Source organism: Mesorhizobium album, from assembly GCF_033977205.1.
Lineage (GTDB): Bacteria > Pseudomonadota > Alphaproteobacteria > Rhizobiales > Rhizobiaceae > Mesorhizobium > Mesorhizobium album.
In genome coordinates this window covers 1-25,022 of sequence record NZ_JAVIIW010000033.1, presented here as the reverse complement: position 1 = coordinate 25,022, position 25,022 = coordinate 1, and the positions used below count along the sequence as shown (strand labels likewise).

20 protein-coding genes and 3 pseudogenes are annotated in these 25,022 nt (G+C 61.6%); 14 read left to right on the top strand and 9 right to left on the bottom strand.

Annotated elements, in window-relative coordinates; genetic code table 11:
• The first annotated feature begins 1 nt into the window (after position 1).
• On the top strand, positions 2 to 871 hold the full coding sequence (locus RFN28_RS24180) for a LysR substrate-binding domain-containing protein (RefSeq protein WP_320289729.1): 870 nt from the start codon (positions 2 to 4) through the stop codon (positions 869 to 871).
• Positions 872 to 996: 125 nt separating this feature from the next.
• Here the strand turns inward: RFN28_RS24180 and RFN28_RS24175 are convergent, their stop codons facing one another.
• The gene (locus RFN28_RS24175; protein WP_320289728.1) at positions 997 to 1,968 is read right to left on the bottom strand and encodes an IS630 family transposase; all 972 of its coding nucleotides are present in this window, start codon (positions 1,966 to 1,968) and stop codon (positions 997 to 999) included.
• Positions 1,969 to 2,617: 649 nt separating this feature from the next.
• Between RFN28_RS24175 and RFN28_RS24170 the strand changes: the two genes are divergently transcribed.
• Positions 2,618 to 3,070, top strand: coding sequence for a hypothetical protein (locus RFN28_RS24170; RefSeq protein ID WP_320289727.1), 453 nt, complete (start codon positions 2,618 to 2,620; stop codon positions 3,068 to 3,070).
• Between the two features lie 185 nt (positions 3,071 to 3,255).
• Positions 3,256 to 3,963 (top strand): winged helix-turn-helix transcriptional regulator, encoded by a 708-nt coding sequence (locus tag RFN28_RS24165; protein ID WP_320289726.1) that lies wholly within the window; start codon positions 3,256 to 3,258, stop codon positions 3,961 to 3,963.
• A 317-nt stretch (positions 3,964 to 4,280) separates the two neighbouring features.
• On the opposite strand, the gene RFN28_RS24160 is transcribed toward RFN28_RS24165, so the two are convergent.
• A complete protein-coding gene (locus tag RFN28_RS24160) occupies positions 4,281 to 5,159 on the bottom strand; it encodes an ankyrin repeat domain-containing protein (RefSeq protein WP_320289725.1) in 879 nt (292 codons plus the stop codon).
• A gap of 268 nt (positions 5,160 to 5,427) precedes the next feature.
• On the opposite strand from RFN28_RS24160, the gene RFN28_RS24155 reads away from it, so the two are divergent.
• A complete protein-coding gene (locus RFN28_RS24155; protein WP_320289724.1) occupies positions 5,428 to 5,769 on the top strand; it encodes a hypothetical protein in 342 nt (113 codons plus the stop codon).
• Between the two features lie 216 nt (positions 5,770 to 5,985).
• On the opposite strand, the gene RFN28_RS24150 is transcribed toward RFN28_RS24155, so the two are convergent.
• Complete coding sequence (locus RFN28_RS24150; RefSeq protein WP_320289723.1) at positions 5,986 to 10,830, bottom strand: nSTAND1 domain-containing NTPase; 4,845 nt, start codon at positions 10,828 to 10,830, stop codon at positions 5,986 to 5,988.
• A gap of 127 nt (positions 10,831 to 10,957) precedes the next feature.
• Here RFN28_RS24150 and RFN28_RS24145 point away from each other — a divergent pair, with 127 nt between their 5' ends.
• Positions 10,958 to 11,839 carry a DUF1194 domain-containing protein gene (locus tag RFN28_RS24145; protein WP_320289722.1) on the top strand — a complete coding sequence of 294 codons (882 nt, stop codon included), beginning with the start codon at positions 10,958 to 10,960 and terminating at the stop codon, positions 11,837 to 11,839.
• 674 nt (positions 11,840 to 12,513) lie between these two features.
• Here RFN28_RS24145 and RFN28_RS24140 read toward each other — a convergent pair.
• The 3 genes from RFN28_RS24140 to RFN28_RS24130 form a co-directional block, all read right to left on the bottom strand.
• Complete coding sequence (locus RFN28_RS24140; protein ID WP_320289721.1) at positions 12,514 to 12,939, bottom strand: hypothetical protein; 426 nt, start codon at positions 12,937 to 12,939, stop codon at positions 12,514 to 12,516.
• Positions 12,936 to 13,487: a recombinase family protein gene (locus RFN28_RS24135; protein WP_320289720.1), complete on the bottom strand. Its 552-nt coding sequence runs from the start codon at positions 13,485 to 13,487 to the stop codon at positions 12,936 to 12,938. Before RFN28_RS24135 ends, RFN28_RS24140 begins: the two co-directional genes overlap by 4 nt.
• 105 nt (positions 13,488 to 13,592) lie before the next feature.
• Positions 13,593 to 14,402 (bottom strand): tetratricopeptide repeat protein, encoded by an 810-nt coding sequence (locus RFN28_RS24130; protein WP_320289719.1) that lies wholly within the window; start codon positions 14,400 to 14,402, stop codon positions 13,593 to 13,595.
• On the opposite strand from RFN28_RS24130, the gene RFN28_RS24125 reads away from it, so the two are divergent.
• Both RFN28_RS24125 and RFN28_RS24120 read left to right on the top strand, forming a co-directional pair.
• The gene (locus tag RFN28_RS24125; protein ID WP_320289718.1) at positions 14,401 to 14,853 is read left to right on the top strand and encodes an EAL domain-containing protein; all 453 of its coding nucleotides are present in this window, start codon (positions 14,401 to 14,403) and stop codon (positions 14,851 to 14,853) included. The two genes, RFN28_RS24130 and RFN28_RS24125, sit on opposite strands and share 2 nt — an antisense overlap.
• 383 nt (positions 14,854 to 15,236) lie before the next feature.
• The gene (locus RFN28_RS24120) at positions 15,237 to 15,683 is read left to right on the top strand and encodes a phasin (protein WP_320289717.1); all 447 of its coding nucleotides are present in this window, start codon (positions 15,237 to 15,239) and stop codon (positions 15,681 to 15,683) included.
• A 159-nt stretch (positions 15,684 to 15,842) separates the two neighbouring features.
• On the opposite strand, the gene RFN28_RS24115 is transcribed toward RFN28_RS24120, so the two are convergent.
• Positions 15,843 to 16,109 (bottom strand): hypothetical protein, encoded by a 267-nt coding sequence (locus RFN28_RS24115; protein WP_320289769.1) that lies wholly within the window; start codon positions 16,107 to 16,109, stop codon positions 15,843 to 15,845.
• Positions 16,110 to 16,479: 370 nt separating this feature from the next.
• On the opposite strand from RFN28_RS24115, the gene RFN28_RS24110 reads away from it, so the two are divergent.
• The gene (locus tag RFN28_RS24110; protein WP_320289716.1) at positions 16,480 to 17,742 is read left to right on the top strand and encodes an HlyD family secretion protein; all 1,263 of its coding nucleotides are present in this window, start codon (positions 16,480 to 16,482) and stop codon (positions 17,740 to 17,742) included.
• A 21-nt stretch (positions 17,743 to 17,763) separates the two neighbouring features.
• Positions 17,764 to 19,722 carry a glycosyltransferase gene (locus tag RFN28_RS24105; protein ID WP_320289715.1) on the top strand — a complete coding sequence of 653 codons (1,959 nt, stop codon included), beginning with the start codon at positions 17,764 to 17,766 and terminating at the stop codon, positions 19,720 to 19,722.
• A 558-nt stretch (positions 19,723 to 20,280) separates the two neighbouring features.
• Here RFN28_RS24105 and RFN28_RS24100 read toward each other — a convergent pair.
• Positions 20,281 to 20,493, bottom strand: a complete 213-nt coding sequence (locus RFN28_RS24100) for a hypothetical protein (RefSeq protein ID WP_320289714.1) — start codon at positions 20,491 to 20,493, stop codon at positions 20,281 to 20,283.
• A gap of 106 nt (positions 20,494 to 20,599) precedes the next feature.
• Between RFN28_RS24100 and RFN28_RS24095 the strand changes: the two are divergent.
• A pseudogene (locus RFN28_RS24095) lies at positions 20,600 to 20,725 on the top strand (sugar ABC transporter substrate-binding protein); the annotation flags it as partial.
• A 1,079-nt stretch (positions 20,726 to 21,804) separates the two neighbouring features.
• Complete coding sequence (locus RFN28_RS24090; RefSeq protein WP_320289713.1) at positions 21,805 to 22,047, top strand: hypothetical protein; 243 nt, start codon at positions 21,805 to 21,807, stop codon at positions 22,045 to 22,047.
• Between the two features lie 421 nt (positions 22,048 to 22,468).
• Here RFN28_RS24090 and RFN28_RS24085 read toward each other — a convergent pair.
• A pseudogene (locus RFN28_RS24085) lies at positions 22,469 to 22,998 on the bottom strand (DUF6448 family protein).
• 233 nt (positions 22,999 to 23,231) lie between these two features.
• Between RFN28_RS24085 and RFN28_RS24080 the strand changes: the two are divergent.
• The 3 genes and pseudogenes from RFN28_RS24080 to RFN28_RS24070 form a co-directional block, all read left to right on the top strand.
• Positions 23,232 to 24,335 carry a site-specific integrase gene (locus RFN28_RS24080; RefSeq protein WP_320289768.1) on the top strand — a complete coding sequence of 368 codons (1,104 nt, stop codon included), beginning with the start codon at positions 23,232 to 23,234 and terminating at the stop codon, positions 24,333 to 24,335.
• A gap of 256 nt (positions 24,336 to 24,591) precedes the next feature.
• A complete protein-coding gene (locus RFN28_RS24075; RefSeq protein WP_127241541.1) occupies positions 24,592 to 24,786 on the top strand; it encodes a DUF6494 family protein in 195 nt (64 codons plus the stop codon).
• 100 nt (positions 24,787 to 24,886) lie between these two features.
• A pseudogene (locus RFN28_RS24070) lies at positions 24,887 to 25,022 on the top strand (IS110 family transposase); the annotation flags it as partial.

Here is a 25,022-nt window from a genome sequence, read left to right as displayed (position 1 = left end):
AATGCGTTACGTGCAGCTGAGAGCATTTCATCAGGTCGCGATTTCGGGGGGCTTTTCGCGCGCGGCCGAAGCGCTGTTCCTCACCCAACCCGCGATCTCGGATCAGGTGCGCAAGCTCGAGGAAGAATATGACGTGCTCCTGTTCAACCGGAACAAAAAGCAGGTGACCCTGACGGCGCAGGGCAAGAGGTTGCTCGAGATAACGCACCGCATGTTCGAAACCGAGCAGCAGGCGCTCGAACTGCTGACGGAATCGCGCGCGCTTCGCTCTGGCACGTTGCGGATCGTGGCCGACGCCGCGCACCACCTTCTGCATATTCTCGGCGCCTTTCGCGCCCGCTACCCGGGCGTGCAGGTCTCCGTACGCTCCGGCAACACCGAAACCGTGATCAGCAGCCTCTACAGCTACGAGGCCGATATCGGCGTGCTTGGCGAAGTGCCGACCGGCCGCGATTTCGAAATGCTCAAACTTAACTCGACGCCCATCATCGCCTTCGTCTCCGGCGACCACCCGCTGGCGTCCAGGAAGTCGCTGACGCTCCAACAACTTGCGCAGGAACCGCTTGTCACGCGGGAGCGCGGCTCGAAGACACGCAAGAAGCTGGAGGATCTCGCCGCGGCCTTGAATATCGAGCTCAAGCCCGCGATCGAGGCCGAAGGCCGCGAGGCCGTTCGGGAGATCGTTGCCTCTGGCGCCGGCGTCGGTTTCGTTTCGGCGGCCGAATTCGGCCACGATACGCGGCTTGTGCCTATCTCAATCGAAGCTCCCGAGACGCTCATGGACGAAGCATTGATTTGCCTGCGCGAGCGCAGCGGCGGCAAGCTCGTGCGCGCATTTCTCGACACGGCTCGCTCAATGTCAAACGACTAGAAGTTCAGTCCCGGCATTTGCAGGAACGCATTGAGTTTGAGCGTTCGGACTGGGAAGCCAATACCTTGTAGATGAATTCGTAAGGCGTGAGCCCTAGGTCTCAAGCTGCGGCCTTATACCAAGAGTCATAGGGTTTGACCGACGTGCGCCCACTCACGCGTTCCGATTGATGTGATGGTTTCGGGCGCGGCGATGAGCTTCTGCCAGGCCTCGGAGGCGGCGTCGATGATGGCTTCGTAATCATCGAAGACGCGGTTCGAGATCCAGTTTTGGCGCAGATATTGCCAGACGTTCTCGACCGGGTTCAGCCCCGGCGCGCGCGACGGCAGGAAGATCGGCGTGATGTTTTCCGGCATCCTGAGATTGGCGGTAGTGTGCCATCCGGCGCGATCCATGATGAGCACGGCATGCGCGCCCTTTTCGACATGCCGGCTGATTTCGTCGATATGGAGTTGCATGGCCTCAGTGTCGGCGAAGGGCAGAGCCAGAGCGGCGCCTGCGCCGCGCGCCGGGCAGATTGCGCCGAACAGGTAGGCGCTCTTGTAGCGCTGATCGGCCGGCTGACGGGGCCGCGTTCCACGACGCGCCCATTGCCGCACGGTCCCATTCTTCTGGCCGATGCGGGCCTCGTCCTGGAACCAAAGCTCCACCTTCGTGCGCGGCGGCAGGTCGCAAAGATGCGCCTTCAGCGTGCGCGGCCAGTTTTTTTGAACGCCTCGACAATATGGGCGTCCTGCGCCGGATGCTGCGGGCGGGCGCTGATATGCGAGAAGCCGAGCTTGTGCAGCAGTTTCCCGACATAGCGCGCGTCGTAGTCCACCGAAGCGCTCCCTGATGACACGCTTCAGGTCAATGCGCCGCCAGCGCACGACGCCATCGGCGGCACGGTCCGGGCCGGTCTCCACGATAACGGCAAGTTCAGCCTGCTGCACGGGCGACAGCCGCGACGGCGGTCCTGGTGACCATTGATCGAGAAGACCATCAGGCCCTGCAGTATTGAAACGGTGCACCCAGTCGCGCAGCGTCTGCCGATCCATCCCGCCGATCCGGGCCGCATCGGCTCGGCTCATCCCGTCCAGGACCGCCGCGATCGACAAGAGCCGGCTGCCCTGCCGCACATCCTTCGAAACCCGGGCTAGTCGGCGAAGCTCGCCCGCCGAATAGTCCGTCCGCAATTCCACCGCTGATCCCATCGCCGAATCTCCTTCGGCATCAGGGAATCATGGCGCGCGCGGTCGCCAAAATCACGAAAGAGTCAGCACCTGGGACCGTTGGTATGACATCTCGAAGACGCCGCCCAAATTTACGATCGCTCCATTGCTCAGCATATACGACGTCATCATGCGCGAGAGGCCGTTGCGGCCGAGGGCGACAATCTCGCTGATGTGGATGAGACCGTTTGAGGAGTCGACGAGCGGCCCCTCTCTTGCCCTTCCTTGCCCTACGCTGCCCGTCGCGGCATTGCGCCCGGAACTTTCCGGCAAGGGGTGGAGTTGTCGGGAGAAGTCGCAGTCGGCGATGTTCCGAGTCGACACGACAGCCCCCCGCCAGGACGTCCTTTCATGCCGAGCTAGCCAATCTACACACTCACTGGACACTTGGAATCCGGATTAGGTTCGAATCCGGCCACTCCGACCATTTTCAAGCCTGAGACTTGGCCCCAAGCCCTTCCGTCAATCGGGAGCAATCCTAACTACCGTTGCGGAAGAGCGTGTCCTTGATCTGGCTGTCTTCCGGATAGTGGTAGTGATTGGCGACAAACAACAACGCCTCTTTCTGGGCCGCGTTTATTGCGCCGGTACGAACGCGTCGATCAGTGTTTCGGTGCCCACTGCCACGCAGCCGCAGGCACCGAGGCCGCACATGGGGCAGGTACCGGGCGTTCCGGTCATCGTGGCGCGAACGAAAAGGGGATTTAAGGCGCGCGCCGCGCATGCCAGCATTCCCTTCTCACCAATTTCCCATCCGGTTCTGCGCCGCACTATTGAGCGCGTGAGAAGCGGATCGATCGAAGCTGTCGGCGCAAGCCGCATCGACGTCAGCCTTGGTCAAGCAAACGTCGCGCAGATGGAAGTTGGACAGGTTGCCGAGCGAGCGCTCTATGTCGCGGCGGGTCCGCCATTCACGGACAAGGGCCAGCAGACGTTCGAGCGGCCGGCCACGAAAAGTACCCGGCACGCGCAGTGCGGTCCGGCCTAGCGTCGTTTGCGTCATGTTATGCCCGGTCATGGTAACCTCCGTTGGTTGGGGATGCCCGAATGACGATCACCATGACGGTGGAAGGTGGGCAGTCGCTAGGGCAGCTTCGGAAGCGTTCCGCTTCAGATTGTGAACTGGCCCTGGACCTCCACAGGGTCTAACTTGCGGCAAAGGAGAGTTCAGTCATGCCGGGACGGCCTTACGGACTGATCTGCCCTATCGCGTGCGCCTGCGAGATCCTGGAACCGCGCTGGACGATCCAAATCCTGACTGAGCTCTGGAACGGCTCGACCCGTTTCAACGACATTCGCAAGGGGCTGGGCAACATCTCGTCCGCCCTCTTGTCGAGGCGGCTCAAGGAGATGGAAGCGTTGGGCCTGGTCGAGCGCATCGAGGACAAGGCGAAGGGCACCGTCGACTATTTCCGCACCAAGAAGGCGATCAACCTCGAGCCGGCGATGAACGCGCTGGCGGAATGGGCGCAATGCAACATCGAGGCGGAGATCGCGCTCAGCGGTGCGGATGCTTCGACCATCATGTGGGGCGTGCGGCGAAAGATCGACCTCGCCGAACTGCCGCGGCGGCGCGCCGTCATCCGCTTCCATTTCCGCGACGATCCCCCACCGAAGTATCCCCATTACTGGCTTGTGGTCGAGCCAGGCGCGGAATTGCCCGAGTTATGCTCGCTCGATCCCGGCCGGGACGTCGACCTTTACGTCGAGACCGGAGTTGTTTCGCTTGGGGCCATCATCGAGGGCCGTTCCAGCGTCGAGCGCGAGATAGAAAGAGGCGGACTTTTCCTGAGCGGCGACGCCGGTCTTGCCCGCAGCATGGACCGTTGGCTGCGAACCTCGGTCTATGCGGCGTTCGAGGGAATTGTCCCGCTTTCTTGAAAACCACAGTGAGACTGCCGCCTCACGCGTGAAGGGTCGTTCGTAGCCGTGCTACGCCGAGCAAAGACATGTCGGCGGACTGCGAAGGCCTTATCCGGAGGACACCGGGCCGTGACCGCGATGACGAGTTCGCTCCAGCCTAGGAGCAAGCCTCGAGATATTGTCGAAGGCGTATAGCTGCTAGGCAATCTCGCGGACATAGTAGTCTCAGGCTGGCTGATCCCTGGTGAGTCCAGAGCGTTACCTTCGGTTCCAGTTCGAGGTGCTCAGAACCCCTACTACGCTATCACCACCGGGTTCGATTCCGGAGGACGCTCTCAGGGCAGCGGAACCGGCGCGTTGGCGAGCGTTCTGAGATAGGCGATCACGTTGAGCCGGTCGGCTTCATCGGGCACGCCGCGGAAGTCCATGTTCACGCCGGGCGTGGTGAGCGTGGGACCGGCAAGGAAGATGTTGAGGTCCTCATATGTCCAGGTCCCCTCCCAGGCCAGCAGGGTCTTGGAGTAGCGCTCGAACTTTGTGGAGGCCTTGTCGCGTCCGACGACGTTCCACAGGTTCGGCCCAATGGTGGAATTATCCTTCGGCCGCACGACATGGCAGGGGGAGCAGGTGGCGGCAAAGAACGCCGCGCCCTTGGCCGGGTCGCCGTTCGCCAGCCTGGCGGAAATCGGCGCCGGCTTCAGGATGACGACGCCATGGGCCAGCAGGTAGGCTGCGATGTCGGGATGGTCGTCGTGTTTGGCAAGATGATAGGCCGTGATGATGCCCGGCCGCTCGTTGGGATCACCTTGGATCCAGATGGCGTTGACGTCGGCGCCGGCCTCGACCAGCACCTTCACACAGTCGAGGCAGCCATTGGCGACCGCAAGGGTCAGTATCGGCTCGCCCCTGGTATTCGCGTTGGCGTCCGCGCCATGCGCCAGCAGCAGCCGGATCATGTCGGGGTCGTTCTTCAGAACGGCAACGGTCATCGGCCGGCCGAGCGCCGACTCCTTGTTGACATCGGCCCCGCGCTTGATCAGCAGTTCCGCCGCTTCAGGGTGGCCGCTACGGACCGCGAGGAAGAGAGGCGTGGCTCCCTTCTCCTGCTCCTCGATATCGGCGCCGGCGTCGAGCGCCGCCGTGATGGCATTGAGGTCGCCGCTCTTGGCCGCCGCGTGAAGCGGACCGGCCTGGGCGGTTGTGAGAGTGCTCAAGCAGATAAGCACGCTTCCAATCAGTTCACGCATCTGCCCTCCCTCGGCCGACACGGTGATTGAGAAGTTTGAGTATTCCCTTCGACCAGTCCGAAGCGAAGCGTCCCTCGGAGACTGCATCCGATGATCGATTCACTATCTGCATCCGCGAGCGTGTGCCCACCCGATTGCCGCACTATATTAGCAAACGCTAACAGTGTAAAACTGCTTCGACGACCATCAGCCGCCGCTTGAGCACCATTCGGTGCATGCGGTCGGAACACGATACATGATCGGCCTGACAGCCGTGATCGTCACGACTGCGGCGCTGGAGGATGGTGCTGCGTATGCGCACATGGCCGACAGCGGCTGGACCTACCCGCCGGCCTGTTGCCATGGCGACCAAGCCAGCGGCGAATGCCAAAAGATTCCAAGCATGACGGTGACGCCGAGGCCGGATGGATACGTGGTCGTCCTGCGGCCAGGCGATCATCGGAAGGTCACTCATCAGAACCGCTATTTCGTGCCGTACGACGTGGTCATTCCGTCGGGCGATGACAACTTCCACATCTGCTTGCATCCGACGGAGGAACACGAAAATTGCTTCTTCGCACCTGCAAATGCGTTGTAGGTGCTGACTCTTGCACACTTCCCTCGCTAAGCGGCGTTTCCGCGCGGGCATCCCGCGGTGGCCAAATTGGGCTATTCAGCGACCATTCCGTGCCGCCAACTGCCGTTTCAAAAAGGTGGTAAGCAGCGGCATCGACGGGAACGATCACAAACCCCAAAACTACCGAAACTGGGATATTCGGTAGGAACAATTCCCGTCCCCTGTATGCCTGACACATCAGCCCGGACAAGTACCAGTTGCAGGGTCTTCAGGAAGGAAGAAGCTACGCCGCTCGCAAGGGGTGAGTTCGCGAGGGACTGTGCGCCGGGCGAAGTCAATGAGGTCCTTGGGTGTCTGGAAGACGCGAAGGATGCGGACCCTTTCTTCGCCGGAAACAATTGCGACCTGGGTGCCGTCGGAACTGAAGGCTGCGAGTGTAAAGCCCGGTAGAACGGTTGATTTGTCCTGGCTGCCAAGGACGGCAATCTGGCGCCCCGATTGCGTCGCCCATAACCGGACCGTGCGATCTTCGGACGACGCGGTCACGACATACAAACCACTCGGACTGAACTGGGCGCTGTCGACGGCGCCGCTGTGGCCCCTTAGAACGGCCCTTTCCAGACCGCCAGCGACGCTCCAGATCCGGACGGTTCCATCGCGTGAGGCAGTCAGCAGCGACTGACCATCGGGGCTGAAGGCGACCACCGTCACCGCGCCGGTATGTCCCACTAGCGTAACGACACTTGCTCCATCCGTGGTCGACCAAATGCGAGCCGTGTAGTCGAGTGAGCCCGTGGCGACCAGTTGACCGCCCGGGTTGAAGGCCGCTGCCGTGATGCGATCCTCATGCCCCACAAGTGCCTTAAGCTCAGCTCCGCCCGCCTTCAAGAGGTGGCCCACGTTGTCTTCCCTGGCCGCAAGGATCAGGCGTCCGTCGGGGCTGAGAATGGCCTGCGGCAGATGGCTGCTTGTATTGATGATGGCCAGCTCGGTGCCGGTCGCCGTGTCCCACAGCTGCGCGGTACCGTTGATCGATGCGCAAACAAGTGATTGGCCGTCGCGACCAAACTGGATGTGGACCAGGCCGCCATGTGATCGGAATTGGGTGATCTCGTATCCCCTGGCCACATCCCAAATTCGGACCTGGCCCTCAAGAGATGCTGTCGCGACGCGCTTTCCGTCCGGACTGAAGGTCGCGTTTTGAACGATCTCGTGTGTATCGAGCCGCATTATCTCGCGCCCGCTCACAACATCCCATAGATGCGCCACGCTGTCGCCGCCGCCGGTCAGCAGGTGGACATTGTCGGGACTGAAGACCGCGAAGGTCGGCCGATATTCATGAGAGAGCGTGGTCGTCAGGGCGCCGTTGACATCCCACAGCCGAGCGGTGCCATCGTGTGAGGCAGTGAGAAGAATGTTGCTGTCAACCGGGCTGAATTCCAGATGCTCGACCAAAGAGTCATGACCGGCGATCGTCGTGACCAACGAGGCGCGTTCAACGTCCCAGATGCGGAGCGGCCCATTGACTGAGGCGGTCGCCAGGAAACGGTCGTCCGGGGTGAAAGCACCGTTCATCTCCTGATCGCGTTCATCCGTGCCAATATCAGCCAGCTTCAAACCCGAAACCTCCTGGCCGAGCACCTCATCCAGCGTTCCCAACCTTCCATCCCAAATCCGGGCAGCGCCATCGAGTGATACCGTGGCGATTCGCTGACCCCCGTGACTGAAGATCACGCCGTTCAATTGCGTGTCGCTCTTGTTGCCGGCCAACCTCGCGATCTCTGTACCTTTCGACGCATCGAGAAGGCTGGACGTGCCGCCGTATGAAAGCGGGCCCCAAGCGCCGGCCAGCATCCGGCTTCCGTCCGGGCTGAACGCCAGGCTGTAGGGCCAGGAGTTCACTCGGATTGACTGCGACAGTGCGCCATCTGCGGTATTCCAGATCGAAACAACGTGCTTGCGTGCCGTCGCGAAGCTGCGGCCGTCCGAACTGAAAACAGCCCGTGCATATTCGCCGCTGCTTACACTCAGGACTTTCCTTCCGGTCCGCGCGTCCCAAAGCGTTGCATCGCTGTTCTCCCCCGCCGTCAGCACCTGGTTGCCATTCGGGCTGAAGATTGCCGTTGGATAATTACCTACCGGTTGCAGGATGAAGAGCTGTTCTCCAGAGATGGCGTTCCAGAGGCGTGCAGTGCCGTCCCTCGCGGCCGTCAGGATACGGCTCCCGTCAGGGCTGAATTCAGCCCTCTCCACGGCCCCTTCATGACCTTTTAGAACTGCAGTTTCGGCACCGCTGGAGATGTCCCAGACGCCTGCGGTTTTGTCGTAGGATGTGGTGACGATGTGATCGCCGGTCGGATTGAAAGCCGCATCCGTAACACCGGCGCCATGCCGAAAGATTTTGATCTGGTGGTGCGCCAGCAGAGCCTTGTAGAGGGCGGCCTCCGCCTCAAAAAGATATGGCCGCTTGGACTGGCCTTTTGAGGACAGCGCTTCGAGCGCCAACAGGATCGCAGCCTCGGTGTTGCCTTTTGCAGTCGACTGCTCGGAAAGAAACGACAGCGAAAGAGAGTGGTTAAGGAGCGCCTGATCGCGCTGCCACCTTGCTTCCTGCTGAGCTCTGAATGCGACAAGTGCGCCCGAGCCCGCTATGAGAGCCAGCGCTATTGCCACAATCGCTGCAGTGCGCGTCCGTCGGGCAAGCCGGTTTGCCGCCGCAGCCGCAAGGCTCCGGCGTTCGGCCTCGCGCTCCAGGCGCTCGCGTTTTGTCTCTTCGGCGGCCGTGATCAGCGCCAGCTCTGCGTGCCGGTCCTCCTCCTCTTTCTGCCGATGGGCACGCAAGGACGCCTCGATGTATTCAAGGACGTCATCGTCGACCTCCTCCCGTCTTGACAGCATCAGCTCTTCGCCCTCCGCGAGACGTTTGCCGGACGGAAGGAGAAGCTCTCGATTCCTGCTCTCCAGGTGCCAGCGGTGGGCGTCGGCCCTGAGGCGGTCGCGCGTCTCGAGGAAGTTCCGGTTTGCATTCACAATGTCACCGGCGCGCGGCCAACGGCTCAACAGTGCTTCATGCGCAACGCGGACGAAGACATGCCCTCCGGCGTCCTCATCGCTGACGAGGAGCCGTGCGTCGATCAGGGCCCTGATGAGGGCCGATCGCGCGGGAGTACCTGCAACTTCGGTGAGCAGGGCCGGACGTGCCGTCACCGTTTCATCGCTCGGACTTGCCGTGGTGAGGGCGCGCAGCACCGCGGGCAAGGCCTCCTGGATCTCGGGCGCGAGCAAATCTACGACTTCATCGGCGCGGCGCGCGATTGCGCCTTCGAGCCCGCCGAGCGCGCGATAATGCGCAAAGGTGAGAACTCGGCGCTCGCGGCCGGCCTGGTACAACGCGTCGAGCACAAACTCCAGAAGCGGCAATGATCCGGGATCGGCAGCTGCTGCCTCCTGCAGCACATCATCGAGCCGTCCCAACTCGGCACTCTCCTCAAAGCGGAGCCCGGCAACGGCCGCCGGTTCACGGATGATCTGCGCGATCTCTGGGCCGGTCGGCGGCAGGAGTTCGTAGCTGGAGAGGCCGTCCTTGAGCGCCGAGAAACCCGGGACCTCGCCGCAGCGATGAAAAAAATCCGAACGGATCGCCGCGATCACCCAGGCCAGTCCGCTCGCGGCCAGCACCGCCATGAACCGCACAAGGGCTTCGCGCGTCGCCGGCTGCTTCTCCGTTGTGAACAGCTCCTCCAGCTGATCGACGGCGACCAGCAATCTGATCTGCGAGCGGGCCGGTCCGGCGGCCTTGCCAAGTGCTTGTCGAACCATAGCCAGCGCACGATCCGGCGCGCTCCGGCAGAGCAGAGCCAACTCCGCAGCTGTTATTTCGTGTGACAGTTCGGGCACAGCGGCTTCGCTAAGCAGTGCCGCAGTCAGCACAGCGAATGCATCCGGTCCTTCGGAGAGCCGGATCAGGCAGCGGCGCCACAAGGATATGCCCGCCACGGTTCCAGGCCGGATCAACGACGGCAGCAGGCCAGCGCGCAGAAGGGAAGACTTGCCGCAACCGCTCATTCCATAGATGAGCAGGAATGCCGTACCGCTGGCTGCCTGCTGCTCCAGTCTTGCAGTGCAGGCAGCAATCGCCCGCGCTCTGCCGAAGAAGAGATCGGCATCTTCGAATTCGAAGGCATCGAGACCGCGAAATGGCGACCTGACCGGCTCCTCCGAAGCAAGAGGTACCCGGTAGATGCGCAAGGCACGTGCGCTGTCCTTCAGCTTGTGCTCGCCGAGATCGATGAATTCCAGCGACAGTAGGTCCTGAGCCTGGGCGTGAACCGTTTCCGTGACGCAAATCCCGCCCGGGCGTGACAACGTTTGAAGATGAGCTGCGACCTCGACGGCCTCGCCCCCGAGGTGGTCGCCGTCGGCGACGACATAGCCCAGGTGAACGCCGATGCGGAAGCGCAGGCGCTTTGTCTCGGGAACTTCGCAGTTCTGCCTATCGACCTCATGCTGGATCTCGCTCGCACAGCGCAGCGCCTCGACAGGGCCTGCGAACTCGGCGACGACCCTCTTTTCGGCGCTCCCGAACGCGCGGCCCGCATGTTTCACCAGCAGCCGATCGATGATCTGCCGGTACGCCGGGATAGGTACAGCAGTACCCCGCTCATCCTCACCTGGCGGCCGACCGCAAGCAGCCAATTCGGCCGCCAGGATCGCGGCCATTCTTGGTCCGGCGTTTGAGGGAAGGACCAGCCTGTAACCGCGCCTAGGCACCGTTTCCACGACGGCCTGCCGACTGTCGTTGAGCGCCGCTCGGATCTCGTGAATGCACTGCACCAGGCTGTCGTCGGTGACGGCTATCCCGTTCCAGACTGCCCTCATCAGGTCGTCCTTGGTGACGACGCGATCGGCGTTCTCCAGAAGGTGACGAAGCACTGCGAAGGTCTGGTGGCGAAGTGCGATTGTCCTGTTGGACTTGTCGCGCAAGGTCTCGCTGCTCAAGTCGACGGTAACGCCGTTGAGCACGAACGTCGTGGGCGGCGAGCTACTCAAGCCGTTTCCCTCAAGCACGAAGCCGCAGTCCAATGCTTCGATCCTAGCACGGTTTCGCGCTGCGGAGTGCCAACATCATCCAGACCAGGCGGGGAGCGCGGATTTCGGCGAATGATCGGAAGCCATTCGTGACCCGGAGACGCCTCGGACCGACAATTGCATGGTCAGCGAGAGGCTCGCCATGGATCACTTAATGCAGATTGCTCGAAGTGTGGGTGCAAGGCCGGTGCAACGGCTCACGGGCGTGTGCCTGATCACCCTGTTCTTCGCGATAGCCCCACAGGCTCACTCGACCAACCGTCCCGGAGCTGATCTGGTCGAAGTCGATCTGCAATTGATTCTTGCCGTGGACGTCTCGCCCTCGATGAGCAGAGTTGAGCAAAGAGTGCAACGCGACGGCTACGTCGGTGCCTTCCGCCATGCCGACATCGCGAGGGCAATCAGGTCGGGAGAGCGGGGAAGAATTGCAGTGCTCTATCTGGAGTGGGCAGGGCCAAGTCAGCAAACCGTCATTGTGCCGTGGACAATTGTCGAAAGCCGCGAGGACGCTCTCACCTTGGCAGACAGGCTCGCGGCTTTGTCGTTGACTGAAGGCCGCGGAACGTCGATTTCCGGCGCATTGTTGGCCGCGAATGATCTGTTCGCGAAGAGTGGCTTGCGCAGTCCCCGCAGGGTTATTGACGTATCCGGCGACGGACCCAACAATGCCGGAGCACGCCTCGACCCCATCCGGCAGATTCTTCTCGCGGAAGGTGTGACGATCAACGGGCTGCCCATCGCACTGCCCCGGATTGGCGGGGCCGACGGGTTTGCAAGGTACTACCGTTCCTACCTGGAGTCCTATTTCGAGCGCTGCGTCATTGGCGGACCAGATGCATTTACAATCGGCGTCACCGAAGCCACAATGTTCGCCACCGCAGTCCGTCGAAAGCTGGTGCGTGAAATCTCCATGAACATGAACCAGGTGATCTACGCCGCCTACACCGCGCGTTCAGACAGCACGGTCGATTGCAACGTAATCGCTCAGTTGCCGGGACGATAACGATAGCCAATGGGGTGACCGCGATGTGGAGGGGTGGGCAGCAACGGAATGCCTATCGCGCACCGTTGCCTACAGGCAAATTGAGCCTGCTTGCGGACGCCAAGGCAGCCATTAGCATCGACAGCGGTGAACGCCGTCGAAGGGTCGAGACGAGACGTTAGCGCTTGTCACGGCGTAGGTTACAATCCGGTTGACCCGTGTTCGCCCATGTGAATGGCAGGCATCGAGTTAATTCCTGAAAACGGTGGAGACCCGAGAGCGCGACTTGTGCGTCGACTGCCCGGCAGATGAAATGACAAAGGCAGCGAAGCTGTTTTCATAAGTGTGCCCGACGCTCTGGCGCACCGCTCAAGCAAGTCGGGGGCAGGCTTTGTCTGCATTCTGGATTGACACGGGACCACATCAAAAGCCTGGCGAGGTGGCGGTTGCGCGTCGCGTCCTTCGCCGCCTTTTTATGATCTGCCTTTGTCTCTTGCACCTTTGGTCGCCGGCCTTCGCGCAGGATGATGACGAAGAGGACGAAGATGATAGTGCCGTATGCGATCTCGATGTCGGCGGGTCCGGCTCGGAAAGCAAGCCGCTAAATGCCACAGATGGCACAGGATTGCATCGCTACTTCGCCTAATCGGCCCGAAGCTGCGATTTTGGCCAAGTTGGGGAGCGTTCGACGAACATCATGACTTGGTCTGGGCCTTCAGCAGCATGGCGACGTTTTCAGCCGTGAACTTGAAACCACGCCGGTCCGGGATGCGCTCGGCGGAGATCGGATATTTCGGCCGCTTTGGATCGATGCCAGTGATCCGGAATCTTTCGCTTCCAGTGGTGAACTCGCGTCCGAGGTCTGAGGCTGCCAAACCGTATTGTTCGGCCAGATACACGAACATGTCTTTTTCCAGATTGAAAGCAGTTCCGTCGGGAGAGGGTATGCTGACGCGGAATAGAGGCTCGAAGGCAAAGCCGGAATCCAGGCTGCGCCAGCCGGCGCTCTCAATGACCAATCCATGATCCGCGGCAGTCTTTCGACAAGCCTCAAGCATCCGATCTTGGATCTGTTCGCAGGCCGCCGGTGTCAGCCGGGCTATGCGTTTGGTTTTGTTCATTCTGGTTCGCCTTTCCGCACCTGGTAGACGGTTCCGCGTGAGATGCCGAGATCGCGGGCGATTTGGGTCGGACCGTGGCCCTGTTTCAGACGGCGCCGGATTTCGGCACGGTCGATCTTCGGTGGCCGCCCCTTGTAGACGCCGCGCCTCCTGGCGACAGCAATGCCCTCGGCTTGGCGCTCGCGCCGCAGATTGGTCTCGAACTCGGCAAAGACGCCAAGCATGTCAAAGAAGGCCTTGCCGGCGGCGGTGGACGTGTCGACGGGTTGCTCGGTTGCGAACAGATGCGCGCCCTTGGCCTTGAGCCGGTCGACGATCACCTGCACGTCGCGCAGGGAGCGGGCCAGCCGGTCGATGCGGGTGACGACGAGCGTCTCGCCGGCATGAATGAAGTCGAGAATGGTATTGAGTTGGGGACGGCCTTCCAGCGAGGAGCCGCTCTTCTGCTCCTCGCGGATGACCTCGCAGCCGGCGACCTTGAGTGCGGCGATTTGCGCGTCAAGGTTCTGATCGGTGGTCGAAGTGCGGGCATATCCGATGCGGGTCATGCAAACTGTTCATTATCTGTTCAATAACGCAGAGGAGGCCCAAAATGTACAGGTTTTTCGGTTGTGTCGTGTTCAAGGCCGATGTTCAGGTCGGGTATACCCAAATTAGCCGGCAGCACTGCCATGTCTTCTTTGAGGGTTCAATTTCTTGGTCACTTCCGCCAACCATTCGACGGCGCCGGGCGCGGCCCGCCAGGCATCGCCATACTCTTCAACGTAATAGGCTGCCTCGTCCTCACCGCCCATGGAGATGTAGCCGTCCATGGAGGCAACCAGCGGCTGCTTGCCGGAGAGGACGCCGGGTACATGGCTGTTGGCCAGCCACGCCTCTTCGGCCAGTTTGTCGGCGTCCGGATCATTCTCTCGGAAGGCGAGCAGGGCCTGCGTGTAGAGCCACGCAGCGCTCCCGTCCTCTTCGTATTTCTTGATGAGCTTTTTCAAGGCCTTGATGTCATCGCGGGCCAGCAGATGCCCGGCAAGCACGTAGCGAATGCCCTGATTGTCGTTGGGGTTGAGCTTGAGCATGGCCCGATAATGGCCAATCGCCTCCTGATGACGGCCAAGCAGCCAGAGCGCGGCGGCAAGGCCCGCCCGCGCCCGCATATAGGGTCGGGTTTCGAGAAAGCCCCAGAAGTGGCCGGCATATTCCTCGAACCCTTCCTTCCCGAGCGCCAGTTCTCCGGCCTCGACCCCCTTCTGATACCAAGCCAGCTCCTCTTCGATCGATTTCGCATCCTCCTCGGCAAGCAGTACGTAGGCGTCGGCGCACATGGGCGAGACCGCGAGCGCCTTTCTGGCGAGCGCAATGCGTTTGCCGCGGCTGCGTTCCTCCCATGCCTGATACATGATGTCCTGTGCGGCATCGATGGAATCGGCGTCGTGCCGCCCACCGACGGCAGCCAGGATGCTTTCCATGCAGGCGGTTAGGGACAGTGGCACACGCCCGGAAACCATTCGCCTCGAAATCACGGAAAGCGTCACCTTTCAGGATGCCGACCGCGCCGCCGGAAACCTGCAGCGCCTGCGCGATTTCGGTGTCCGCGTCAGCATAGATGATTTCGGCACTGGCTACTCTTCGCTGAGCTATCTGCATCAACTTCCGTTCGACACACTGAAGATCGATCGTTCCTTCGTCAGCGCCCTTCAACAAAGACCCGAGGGGCGCGAGATCATCCAGACCATCCTCGATATGGCGAAGAACCTGCATATGGACGTGGTGGCGGAGGGAGCCGAAACCGAAGCTCATGTCGATCAGCTTCGGCAAATGGGGTGCGGGTATGCGCAGGGGTACTATTTCTCCCGTCCCCTCGATCAGGCCGCAGCGACAATGCTGCTTGAACGATGGAAATCTCATCGGCGGCAGTGACCGGCCGTCGCGCGGGATCGCGTGCAGAGTTCGATCCCGCATTGCTGTTGAGGGCCCCTACGCACGCCGCTGCCCAATCGGCTAAAGCTGATGCGCCGGCGAGCTCACCCCACAACCTGAACAGGCAGCCGATTAGCGGTAGCCAGCCGAACCCGACGGGACCGCCGCGCCGCTGGACTGCGGCTGCGTAGTTGACTTGTGCGGCGAGCAACGTTGCCAGCTAATCCCCTCCCCATCTCTTCTGGAGGTGTAGGAGAGCCCAGTTTCAAATATAAATATATTGCGCCGCAACAAAATGTTGCACTGCAGCTAATGCTGCCACATACTGGTCTCGCTGTGCCGGGGGCGGGCGAGACACCATCGTCAACCAGAAGGATCAGGAAATGTCCAAGACCGCCGACAAGCCCACCGAATTTCCGACAATCGACCCTGGCAAGGCCACCGATCAACTTCGTGCAGTCGCCGAAAAGGGCGTCGAGCAGTCGAAGGAAGCTCTCGCAAAATTCCAGTCGGGCGCCGAAGACGCCCGGAAGGCGATCGAGTCGACCGCCGAAACCGCGAAATCGGTCGGCAGCGAGCTGTCGCTGAAGATGATCGGCGCATTGCGCGCCAATGCCGAAGCTGATTTCTCGCACGTCGAGGCTCTGGTCCGTGCGAAGTCGCTGCCAGAAGTTTTTGAGTTGCAGACGACCTTCCTGAGCAAGCGCGTCGAAATGGGCGTCGAGCAGGCCAAGGAATTTCAGGAACTCACGACCAAGGCGGCGACCGACGTTTCCAAGCCGGTCAAAGACGCCTTCGAGAAGGTGCTGAAGGATCTCAAGGCCGCCTGATTTCGCGGTTTTCGCACGACTGCTGCGCTGCCGACAGGTAGACTAAGACTAGCGTGACGAGCGTATGGAGCATTGTTCCACCCGTCTCGCTGAACGCTTCAAAACGACCTCCGCGTCCGGAATAGCCTGGGATCCAATTCCGGACGCGGCGCCGGCCCCTCACTGGTCGGCCACCCCTGCGGTTGTCATTTCATCCACCGGGGCTGTGACGGGCTCGCTCACGAGAAGCACGTCACCATCCCTTATAATTTCGAAATTGACAGACGGCTCGCCGATGGCTTGCGGCACCGAGATGACGACGCGCTGGCCCGGGCGAAGTGTCGAACTGAACCGGATGGGCAATCCCTCCGCCCCGGATGCCAGGGTCGCGACGACGTTGTAGCCGTGTTTCCTGTAGCGGAAAATCGAAGCTGCGCGCGCCAGCATCGTGGACAATGCTGATCATCATGGAGCGGTCGCTCGCCAAGTGACGTTTACACTATATTTGGCATTTTACTAGAATCACTGCAGCGAATTCACCATTAATAAGCCAATCCGCGATATCTGATTGAGCACGCGAGCAAAGGTCCGTTACCGCCCAAATAGACTGTCTGCGCGCAAACAACATGCAGATCAGGAGGCCGCTTCGGCGGCTAGGTAAATGAAATCTCTTGCGCGTGCAGACGCTTCGGCGTCCGAGCGACCCGCTACCGGTAACACGAAAGCAACCCGGAGCAAACCGACTCTCGTAGCAAAGCAAAACACCGCTGACGGCAAGGCTGCCAAACCGGCCGGCGGCAGGCACGATGCGGCAGCATTGCAGTCCTTTCTGAACCGACATTTCCAGGAGACGGAAGAGCCGGCTGCCGAGGTCGTAGCACCTCAGCCGGTGCCGCCGGCCGCATCGCCTTGGACGTCCCGCCTGCTGAAGAGCGTCCTCGGACTTGCGCTGGTCGTCGCCGCCGGATGGATGCCGACGCAGCGACTGTTGCAGATCTCGAGCGTCGAGGCAGTGGTCAATGCGCGTCTCGTCACCGTGCGCGCGCCGATCAGCGGAACCGTGGGGCTCGACACCCGCAGCGCCGGAGTGGGCGACGCGATTGATGCCGGCGCACCGCTGGTGACCATCACCGAAACGCGTGGTGATCGCGGCCGCCTTAACGCTGCGCTTGATGAGCTGAGCAATGCCGAGCAGGAACGGCAGGCGCTGACGCTCAGGATGCAAAGCCTGGTCGGCCTTCGCGACAGGCTGCGCGACCAGCTTGCGGCATTTCGGAAAAACCGGCTTCTCCAGATCGATGCCGAGATGGACGAGGCCGACGCCCGCATCGAGGCGGCGGTGGCAGAGCAGGTGCGGGCCGATTCCATCCGCGCGCGGCAAGCGGTCCTGGCAAAGTCGGGTTCGGTCGCCCAATCGGTCATGGATGATGCCGATCGCGACGCTGCGGTGGCCGCTTCGCTCATCAAGCAGGTGCGCGCACGCAAGGCGGCGCTTGCTGTCGAGCGCCAAGCGCTCAATGCCGGAGCCTATCTCGGCGACGACTACAACGACCAGCCGCGCTCCGCGCAGCGTCTCGACGAGGTGGAGCAGCAGATCGCCGCCCTCGAAGCCGACGGGGGCCGGCTCATAGAGCGGATCGCCCGCGCCAGCACCGAGGTTCGCGACGAGCAGCATGCCGTCGCGAGAGTCAGCGAGGCAAGGCTGACCGCACCGGTCGGAGGCCGGTTCTGGGAGGTCCTTACCGCTCCCGGCGAGCAGGTAGTAGCGGGTCAACCGCTGTTCAGCCTGTTGAACTGTTCTGAAGCGATCGTCACGGCGACCGTCAGCGAAGCTGTCTACAACAGCCTCAGTATTGGCATGCCGGCGAGCTTCACCTATCGCGAAGGCGGTGCGTCGCTGGCCGGCAGGGTGGTCCAGCTCAGCGGCATAGCTTCGGCGTCTTCGAACTTCGCCATCGCGCCATCGGCGCTGACCAAGGAGCCCTACCGGGTCGCGATTTCGATCAAGGGCCTGGATGCGCGCGGCTCCTGCCCAGTCGGGCGCACCGGCCGCGTGGTATTCGGATCGGCCGCGAGCTGAAGTGCAGGAACCCGCGAAGCCATGAACCCGATCGTCTCGATACTGGCCGAAGGGGTCGCGCCGGGCCTGCTCGTCGTCGGCGCCCTTCTGCTTCTGTTGCCCTGGATCAATCGTGAGTCGCCATGGCGCGCGGTGCCGATCGTCTTGGTCCTGGCGCTGACGGCCCGTTACCTCATCTGGCGCGCAACGGTAACGATCCCGCCGGCGAGCGGCCCCGCCAACTTCGCCGTGGGATGGCTGTTCTTCGCCATCGAATGTGCGGCAGCCATCGGATCGGCCCTGTCCTACATCACCCTCGCCCACACGAAGAACCGTTCGGGAGAGGCCGATGCGAACCTGGGGTGGCTGCTATCGCGGAAGAAGGTGCCGCTGGTCGACGTGTTCATCTGCACTTACAACGAGGAGCGCGCGATCCTCGAGCGGACGATGCTTGGCGCGCTCGGGATGACCTATCCGAACTTCCGGGTCTGGGTGCTCGACGATGGCCGGCGGCCCTGGCTTGCAGCGCTCGCGGCCGAGTTGAAATGCCACTATCTGGCACGACCGGACAACAGGCACGCAAAGGCCGGCAACATCAATAACGCGCTGCGCCACGTCTGTGCGCTCGATGCGCCGCCGGACTTCATCTCGATCCTCGATGCCGATTTCGTGCCGACGTCGGGGTTTCTGCTGCGTTCGCTCGCGCTGTTTCGCGAGGATGATGTCGGCATCGTCCAGACGCCGCAGCATTTCATCAATCCCGATCCGATCCAGGCCAACCTGCAGGCTTCGGACGCATGGCCGGATGAGCAACGCTACTTCTTCGACGTGCTGATGCCGGCGAAGGACGCCTGGGGCACCGCATTCTGCTGCGGTACCTCCTCTGTGATCCGCATGCGGGCGCTGGTTGAGGTGGGAGGGTTTGCGACCGAGTCGGTCACTGAGGACTACCTGCTCACGCTGCGTATGAAGCGCCACGGCTACCGCACCGTTTATCTCAACGAAAGGCTGTCGCTTGGCCTGGCGCCGGAAGGCATCAAGGAATACGTCACGCAGCGCAGCCGCTGGTGCCTCGGCTTCATGCAGATCATGCGGGGCCCCGACGGGCCTTTCAGGCTCGGCAACGGACTGGGTTTCGTCGACCGTATGAGCCTCATGGAGAGTTTTCTCTACTGGACCGCATCATACCTGTTCCGCGTCATCGGACTGGTGATCCCGGTCCTTTACCTGCTGTTCGACATCCAGGCCGTGAACGTAGAGACAGCCGACGGCATCGCCCACTTCGTTCCCTACTACCTTGCCCAGATCGCAGTAATGGCATGGCTGTCCGGGCAGCGCGTGCTTCCCGTGATGGTGGACGTGTCGCAGCTTCTGGCCGCCCGCGAGGTATTGACAGCGGTCGTGGTTGGCCTGTTCCGCCCAAGGGGGCAGAAGTTCAAAGTGACGGCCAAGGGCGGCGACCGCAGCGGGATGGTGATCCAGTGGCAGATGCTGATCGCCTTCGCCACTTTGCTCGGGCTGACGCTGCTCTGCATCTTCGTCTCCTTCGGCGGAAACGGACCACTCCAGGATTCCAGCATCGTGGCGCTCTACTGGTCGTGGTACAACATAGTCATCCTCATCTGCGCCATCGTGGTTTGCATCGAGCGGCCGCGGCTCAGGCGCAACGACCGGCTGCGCGGCGCAAGTTCGGTCACGATCACGGTCGGCGCCGAGCGGCAGGTCTTCCAGACCACCGATGTCTCGCTCGGAGGTATGAGGCTACTGGGCACGATCGCGGCCCCGGTCGGCACCGAGATCGGCGTCGAGATCGGGAATGCCAAGCTGAAAGGTCGCATCGTCAGGCGTTCCGGCAACGATTTCGCAGTGGCCGTCGAAGACACGATCGAAACACGAGCGTCGATGGTGCCGGTGGTGTACTCTGGAGGCTTCGGGTCGGCCGTAAGCCGTATCCGCTCCCGTCATGTCGCCGGCAGGGTGCTCGCTCGGGTGTTTCGCTAGAGCGCGATTCAAAATGCTGCTGGCCGCCGACGATGTCGTCTTGGCTGGAAATTAAACGAGGGTAGTTGCCTGCCGAGCGTCCCGAATAGGGCTGATTGCCGCTCGGGAAGCCAGCGAGAGTCACCGACTTGCGATGGAGCCCGACGGGACATGCTGCGTTGACACGTGCCGCAGGTAGCGTTGCCTGCTGATTGGCTCCCCTCCTGCCCTGTTTCTTCTGGAAGGTGCAGGAAAGCCCAGTCCGGCAAGGTTCTCCGCGACTGTCTTGCCGCAGCAGCCGTCAGTTCGAATTGAACAGGTGTTCCGGTTTTTGCTGAACGACAATTGCACGTCTTCGAATTTCCGGACCAACGGAGCAACGACCAGTCTGCCAATGTTGGTCTTAACGAGGCCGTATCCGCGCAGCTTGCTGTCGAATTGCGTGCGGCCGACATTTGCATCGAGCGTAGCGTCGTCCGCTTTGCGCCGAGAGCGCCAATCTCTGGTCAGGCACCATCGTCCCAGGGCAAACAGCCCGCCTTTGTGCCCCTCAAGCCCTTTGACACTGGGGCGAATGCCCTATTCCAGAAGCATCAAGGCTGTGGCCAGAAATCCCATCCCGAAGCAAGAGGCCATCGAATAGGCGATCATCCCAATAGCCAAATAGCCGTTGCTCCCTGACGGTATATGACTGCCGACGGTGCCAAAAGCCACAAGCCAGCACGCTGCCATCAACCCGATGATCGCCCCCATGGCGAAGTTCTTAATCACAAAGATCAGCGGTGGAGGCATGATCTATGCTCCCTGAGGGTATTCGCGGCGCTGCCCACCGTTTGCGGCGTGGGAGAATTCAGCAACTGCCACCTAACGCCAAAACACGCATCTGGGTTGCTCCACCTATGGTGCCCCGCCCGCCATTTCAAATGCGTACAAGGGCGTCGTCTCGAAGTTCGTCCATGGGCAGATCAAGACCTGGGAAGACGCTGTAATTCAGCTCGTCCAGGCTGTCGAGGACACCAAGTAGGTTCAACCTCCAGCTAGATGCATGAGAGTGTACAGCAGCGTTAGGGGGTCGTCCCCGGAGGGGGTGGGTTTATCGCGGGTACGTGATGCGCGCTGCCGGACCACGCCCCCTCGGGCGTCCTATGTCAAATAGGATCCGCCGCGTTTGCCGTTCGTTCTCTGCCTTCGAATGTGCGAATGTGGCGATCTAGCTTGACCGGAGAACGAGAATGCAGGTCATAGCTGTTGAGCTGATAGCGAAGCTCAGTGATGCCATCCAAGCGATTAGGGATCACCTTTCAGAAATGGACACCGCCAACCTTGAGGCCTTGAGAAGCGGCTGCCAAGGAACGCCCCGGCAGGCAGCGCGGAAAATGTAATGCTGATGCTGATCTATCGGGAGCTGGAACGCCGCAAGAAATAGCCGAGCCCGCGTCACTTGCTACACAAGATTTGCAAGCCCGTGTGCTGGATTTATGCTTCTGCGGGCGCGCAGGGCTGCCCTGGGCGGACGGACAGGTGCAGCAATAGATGCAAACTCGCCGGGCGAAGCCCCGCCTGTTGATTTCCGCCGAGAACTGACCCGGGGTCAAAGTTCGGCGCCGATTGACAATTTCCGGACCAACAATGTTGATCTTAACGAGGCCGCATCCGCGTAGCTTACTGTCGATCGGCCGACATTTGCATCGAGCGAGCGTCGTCCGCTTTGCGCCGAGAGCGCCAATCTCTGGTCAGGCACCATCGTCCCGGGGCAAACAGCCCGCCTTTCTGCCTCTCAAGCCCTTTAACTTTAACTGCGCATTTCGCAAAAGCCGGACAAGTGGTTTCGCTAATGTCGGGACAGATCGGCGACGACGGTCCTCGGGTGCCTTGTTGCGTTCATGGATGATTGATTTCGCCGTTTTCGGTGCCGGGTCAAGAGGGGCGCGGCCTTTTGCCTTCGCATGCTATCGCCCTGGAGCACGATGCGGTGGGCGTCCAGAAACGGCTCGGAGCCCCCCAGCAGAGGAAGCCGCCGCCCTTGCCAGCCCGAAGTATCCATTAGCATCTTTGCAAGCACTGTGAGGCATCCTCGTTTCGTGGCCCTCGCAGGAAAGAGAAATGGAGATAACTGCAGCCGAGTTCCTGGCACCAATTCGTGACCAGATCGCAGAGATCAAACAGCGCCTAACCGTGATGGATGACAGGCATCTTGAGGCTGTCCTGGAGGCGATGCCCAAGATCGTACCCGCCGGCAGCGCCGAGATGGTGCTGTCAGTCCTGCTGTACGGGGAGATCGCAGCCCGAGAAAACGGGAACGTACTGCCCTTCCCATCCAAATCCCACCTGCGCAGCAGGACATGATTTAGCCAGTCTGGCAGAGTGAGCCAAAACTTCTCGAATGGCTCGCCGGCCTCTGATCTTTATGATTTGCAAGCTCGTGTGCCGAATATATGGTTCTGCGGGCGCGCACCGGCAGGATCTGCCCTGCAGACGGACAGGTGCAGCAATAGGGGCAAACTCGCCGGGCGAAGCCCCGCCAACTTCAAGCCCAGCGAGCCTACGACCTGGTCAGAATACGCGACCAGGACCGGGATCAGCGGATCAGCCGGCACTCTCGCCATTGCAAGACAGATGCCAGCACCACGATCTTGAAATAACACAGGAAGCCTTGTGAAGGTGGCTGAGCGGCTGAGCTAACCGCTGGGTCTCCGCAGGCGAGACGCTGTTCGCAGGGTCCTGAATCTAACGCCAGCTGTTGATTGAGCCTCAGAGTGGTCGGGGCTCAGTAGTCACCGCTATGCTCAGGCATGATGATGCTCGTGTCTTGGTGGGGAGCCGCCCGCATGGCCTGATATAGCTGATGTGACCAAACTTCGAGGCCGAGCATCGCCTCCACATATTGGCGGGCCTTTACGACCTCGCCGGCACGGTAGTTTTGCAGATGCTTCATGTGATCGAATCGATGCTGGACCTCCTGCTCAAAGGTCTCTGTCAGCAGCCGAATTGACTCATCTGGTGAGCCAGCCTTGATCGCTTTTCCGCCACTGGAATTACCGGACCCTCGTCGAGGCCAGCAGGTTTGAGCCCGGTGTATGCTGCCCCTTCCTCGGCACGATGCAGGCGAACCGCGGTTTCAAAGAAATAAAGATCTGCGACTTCGCGCGCCGCTGGTCCGACGTTGCGTGCCCGAAGCGCTCTCTCGAACGCAGATTTCAGAGCCGCACCGGCGCTTTCTTTCACGTAGGGCAGGATCAGCGTTACGTCTTCTTTTTCCAATGCTTGGCGTGCCGCACCGACCACAGGGCCATCCATCGTGTCGCAATGGGGAGGCATGGTACGCTTCCTTCTGATTTGCCCTCCAGCATATTAAATATCGGATACCCTGCTGCATCTCTTGATTTCGATCAAATGGTGGCACCGGGGGACCGCCATTGCTATCGACGGCGCTGCCCCCGTGAGCGCGCCTTCGGTGTCGGAATCTGTGAATGCCCCGTCATTGTTGCCGTTGAGTTACAGTTGTTCAGCGCGCCGAAGCCCTCGACGCGCTGGATTCGGTGCTGCCCTTCGATCGCCGCGACTTTTTGGCTGAGATCCTCACCGACGACGATGTCGCCACACTTCGGCACCTCGCCAAGGAAGGCATCGGCGAGAATTCGCTGCGCGCTCTCGCCTCCGATCTCGGCTATCTCGAAGCCTGGTCACTCGCCGCGACCGGACAGCCTCTCCCCTGGCCGGCGCCGGAGGCACTGCTGATCAAGTTTGTCGCCCACCACCTCTGGGACCCGGCCAGACGCGAAGCCGATCTGGCGCACGGCATGCCGCAAGACGTGGCAGTTGCGCTGAAGGAGCAAGGCTTGCTGCGCAGCGACGGTCCGCATGCGCCCGCGACGGTGCGCCGGCGGCTATCCAGCTGGTCGACGCTGACGAAATGGCGGGGGCTCAAGGGAAGATTCAACGCGCCGGGACTCCAGAGCGCCATCAAACTCGCGGTCCGCGCCAGCGCCCGGCCGCGCGGCCGCAAGAGCCGCAAGGCAGTGACCGCCGATATTCTCGCCACCCTGCTGAAGGCCTGCGCGGGCGATCGTCTGGTTGACGTCCGCGACCGCGCCCTGCTGCTCACCGCCTTTGCCTCCGGCGGCCGCCGCCGCAGCGAGGTCGCCGCCCTCCGTGCCGAGCAGCTCAGGGACGAAGATCCGGTCCCCGTCGACCCGAAGAATCCGGACAGCGAGACACTGCCGTGCCTGTCGATCCACCTCGGTCGCACCAAGACGACACAAGCCGATACCGACGCCTTCGTGCTGCTCATTGGCCGACCGGTTTCGACCATGAAAGACTGGCTCGCGCGGGCCGGGATCACCGAGGGCGCCGTCTTCCGCGGCATCGACCGCTGGGGCAATCTCGAGCCGCGCGCCCTCACCCCCCAGGCCGTCAACCTGATCCTGAAGCGCCGCGCCGCCGCGGCCGGCCTCGATGCGCAGCTGTTTTCCGCGCACGGCCTGCGCGCCGGCTACCTCACCGAAACCGCCCGCCGTGGCATTCCCCTCGTCGAAGCCATGCAGCAGTCGCAGCACCGATCCGTCCAGCAGGCTTCGCGCTACTACAACGACGCGGAACGGCAGCTGGGACGCGCGGCAAGGCTGATCGTCTGACGCGTCCCCAGCCGTTCTCTCGGGAACATTGCTGCCCGCACAAAGACGGCACTTGTGCACTATTAGGACACCGATTCACTGTAGCGGCTTGGCAACAAGCGCCCACTCTTGCTCCTTCCAAAGGCCGATCAAGTTCAAGGACCCGACGCCTCGTCCCGGCTCGGGATCTGTTTCTATGGGACCGAGCGTCACCGTCCCGCTTCCTTGATCCCTTGCCTTCCCTTACAATCTCTTCCGGACACAGAGGAGTTCCGCCATGAGCGAAGACGCCTTCAACATGTCGATCCGCAAGTTCCTGAAGGAAGTCGGCGTCACCTCCCAGCGCAAGATCGAGGAGATGGTGCGTGAAGGGCAAATCGGCGGCGAGAAGAAGTTGAACGTCCGCATGACGTTGACGGCGGAAGGTACTGGCCTCAACCACGTGGTGGACGGCGAGATCGAACTTCCATAAGCCGGGCGAAGCGACCTTGACGTCATGTTCCGGGGCTGAGATCGGTGGCCCGCCCTTTCGTGCGATTAAAAGACGAGGGTTGCTCGGATGGGCCGAGCCGATCCTCACGCACGGAGGGCGAGCCCGAGAGTATAGCGAAGCATTTGTTGCGTTTGATGTAGCCAAGAAGAAGCACGCGGTTGCGATCGCGGAGGGCGGCCGCACCGGCGAGGTCCGGTTTGTCGGCGAGGTCGAGA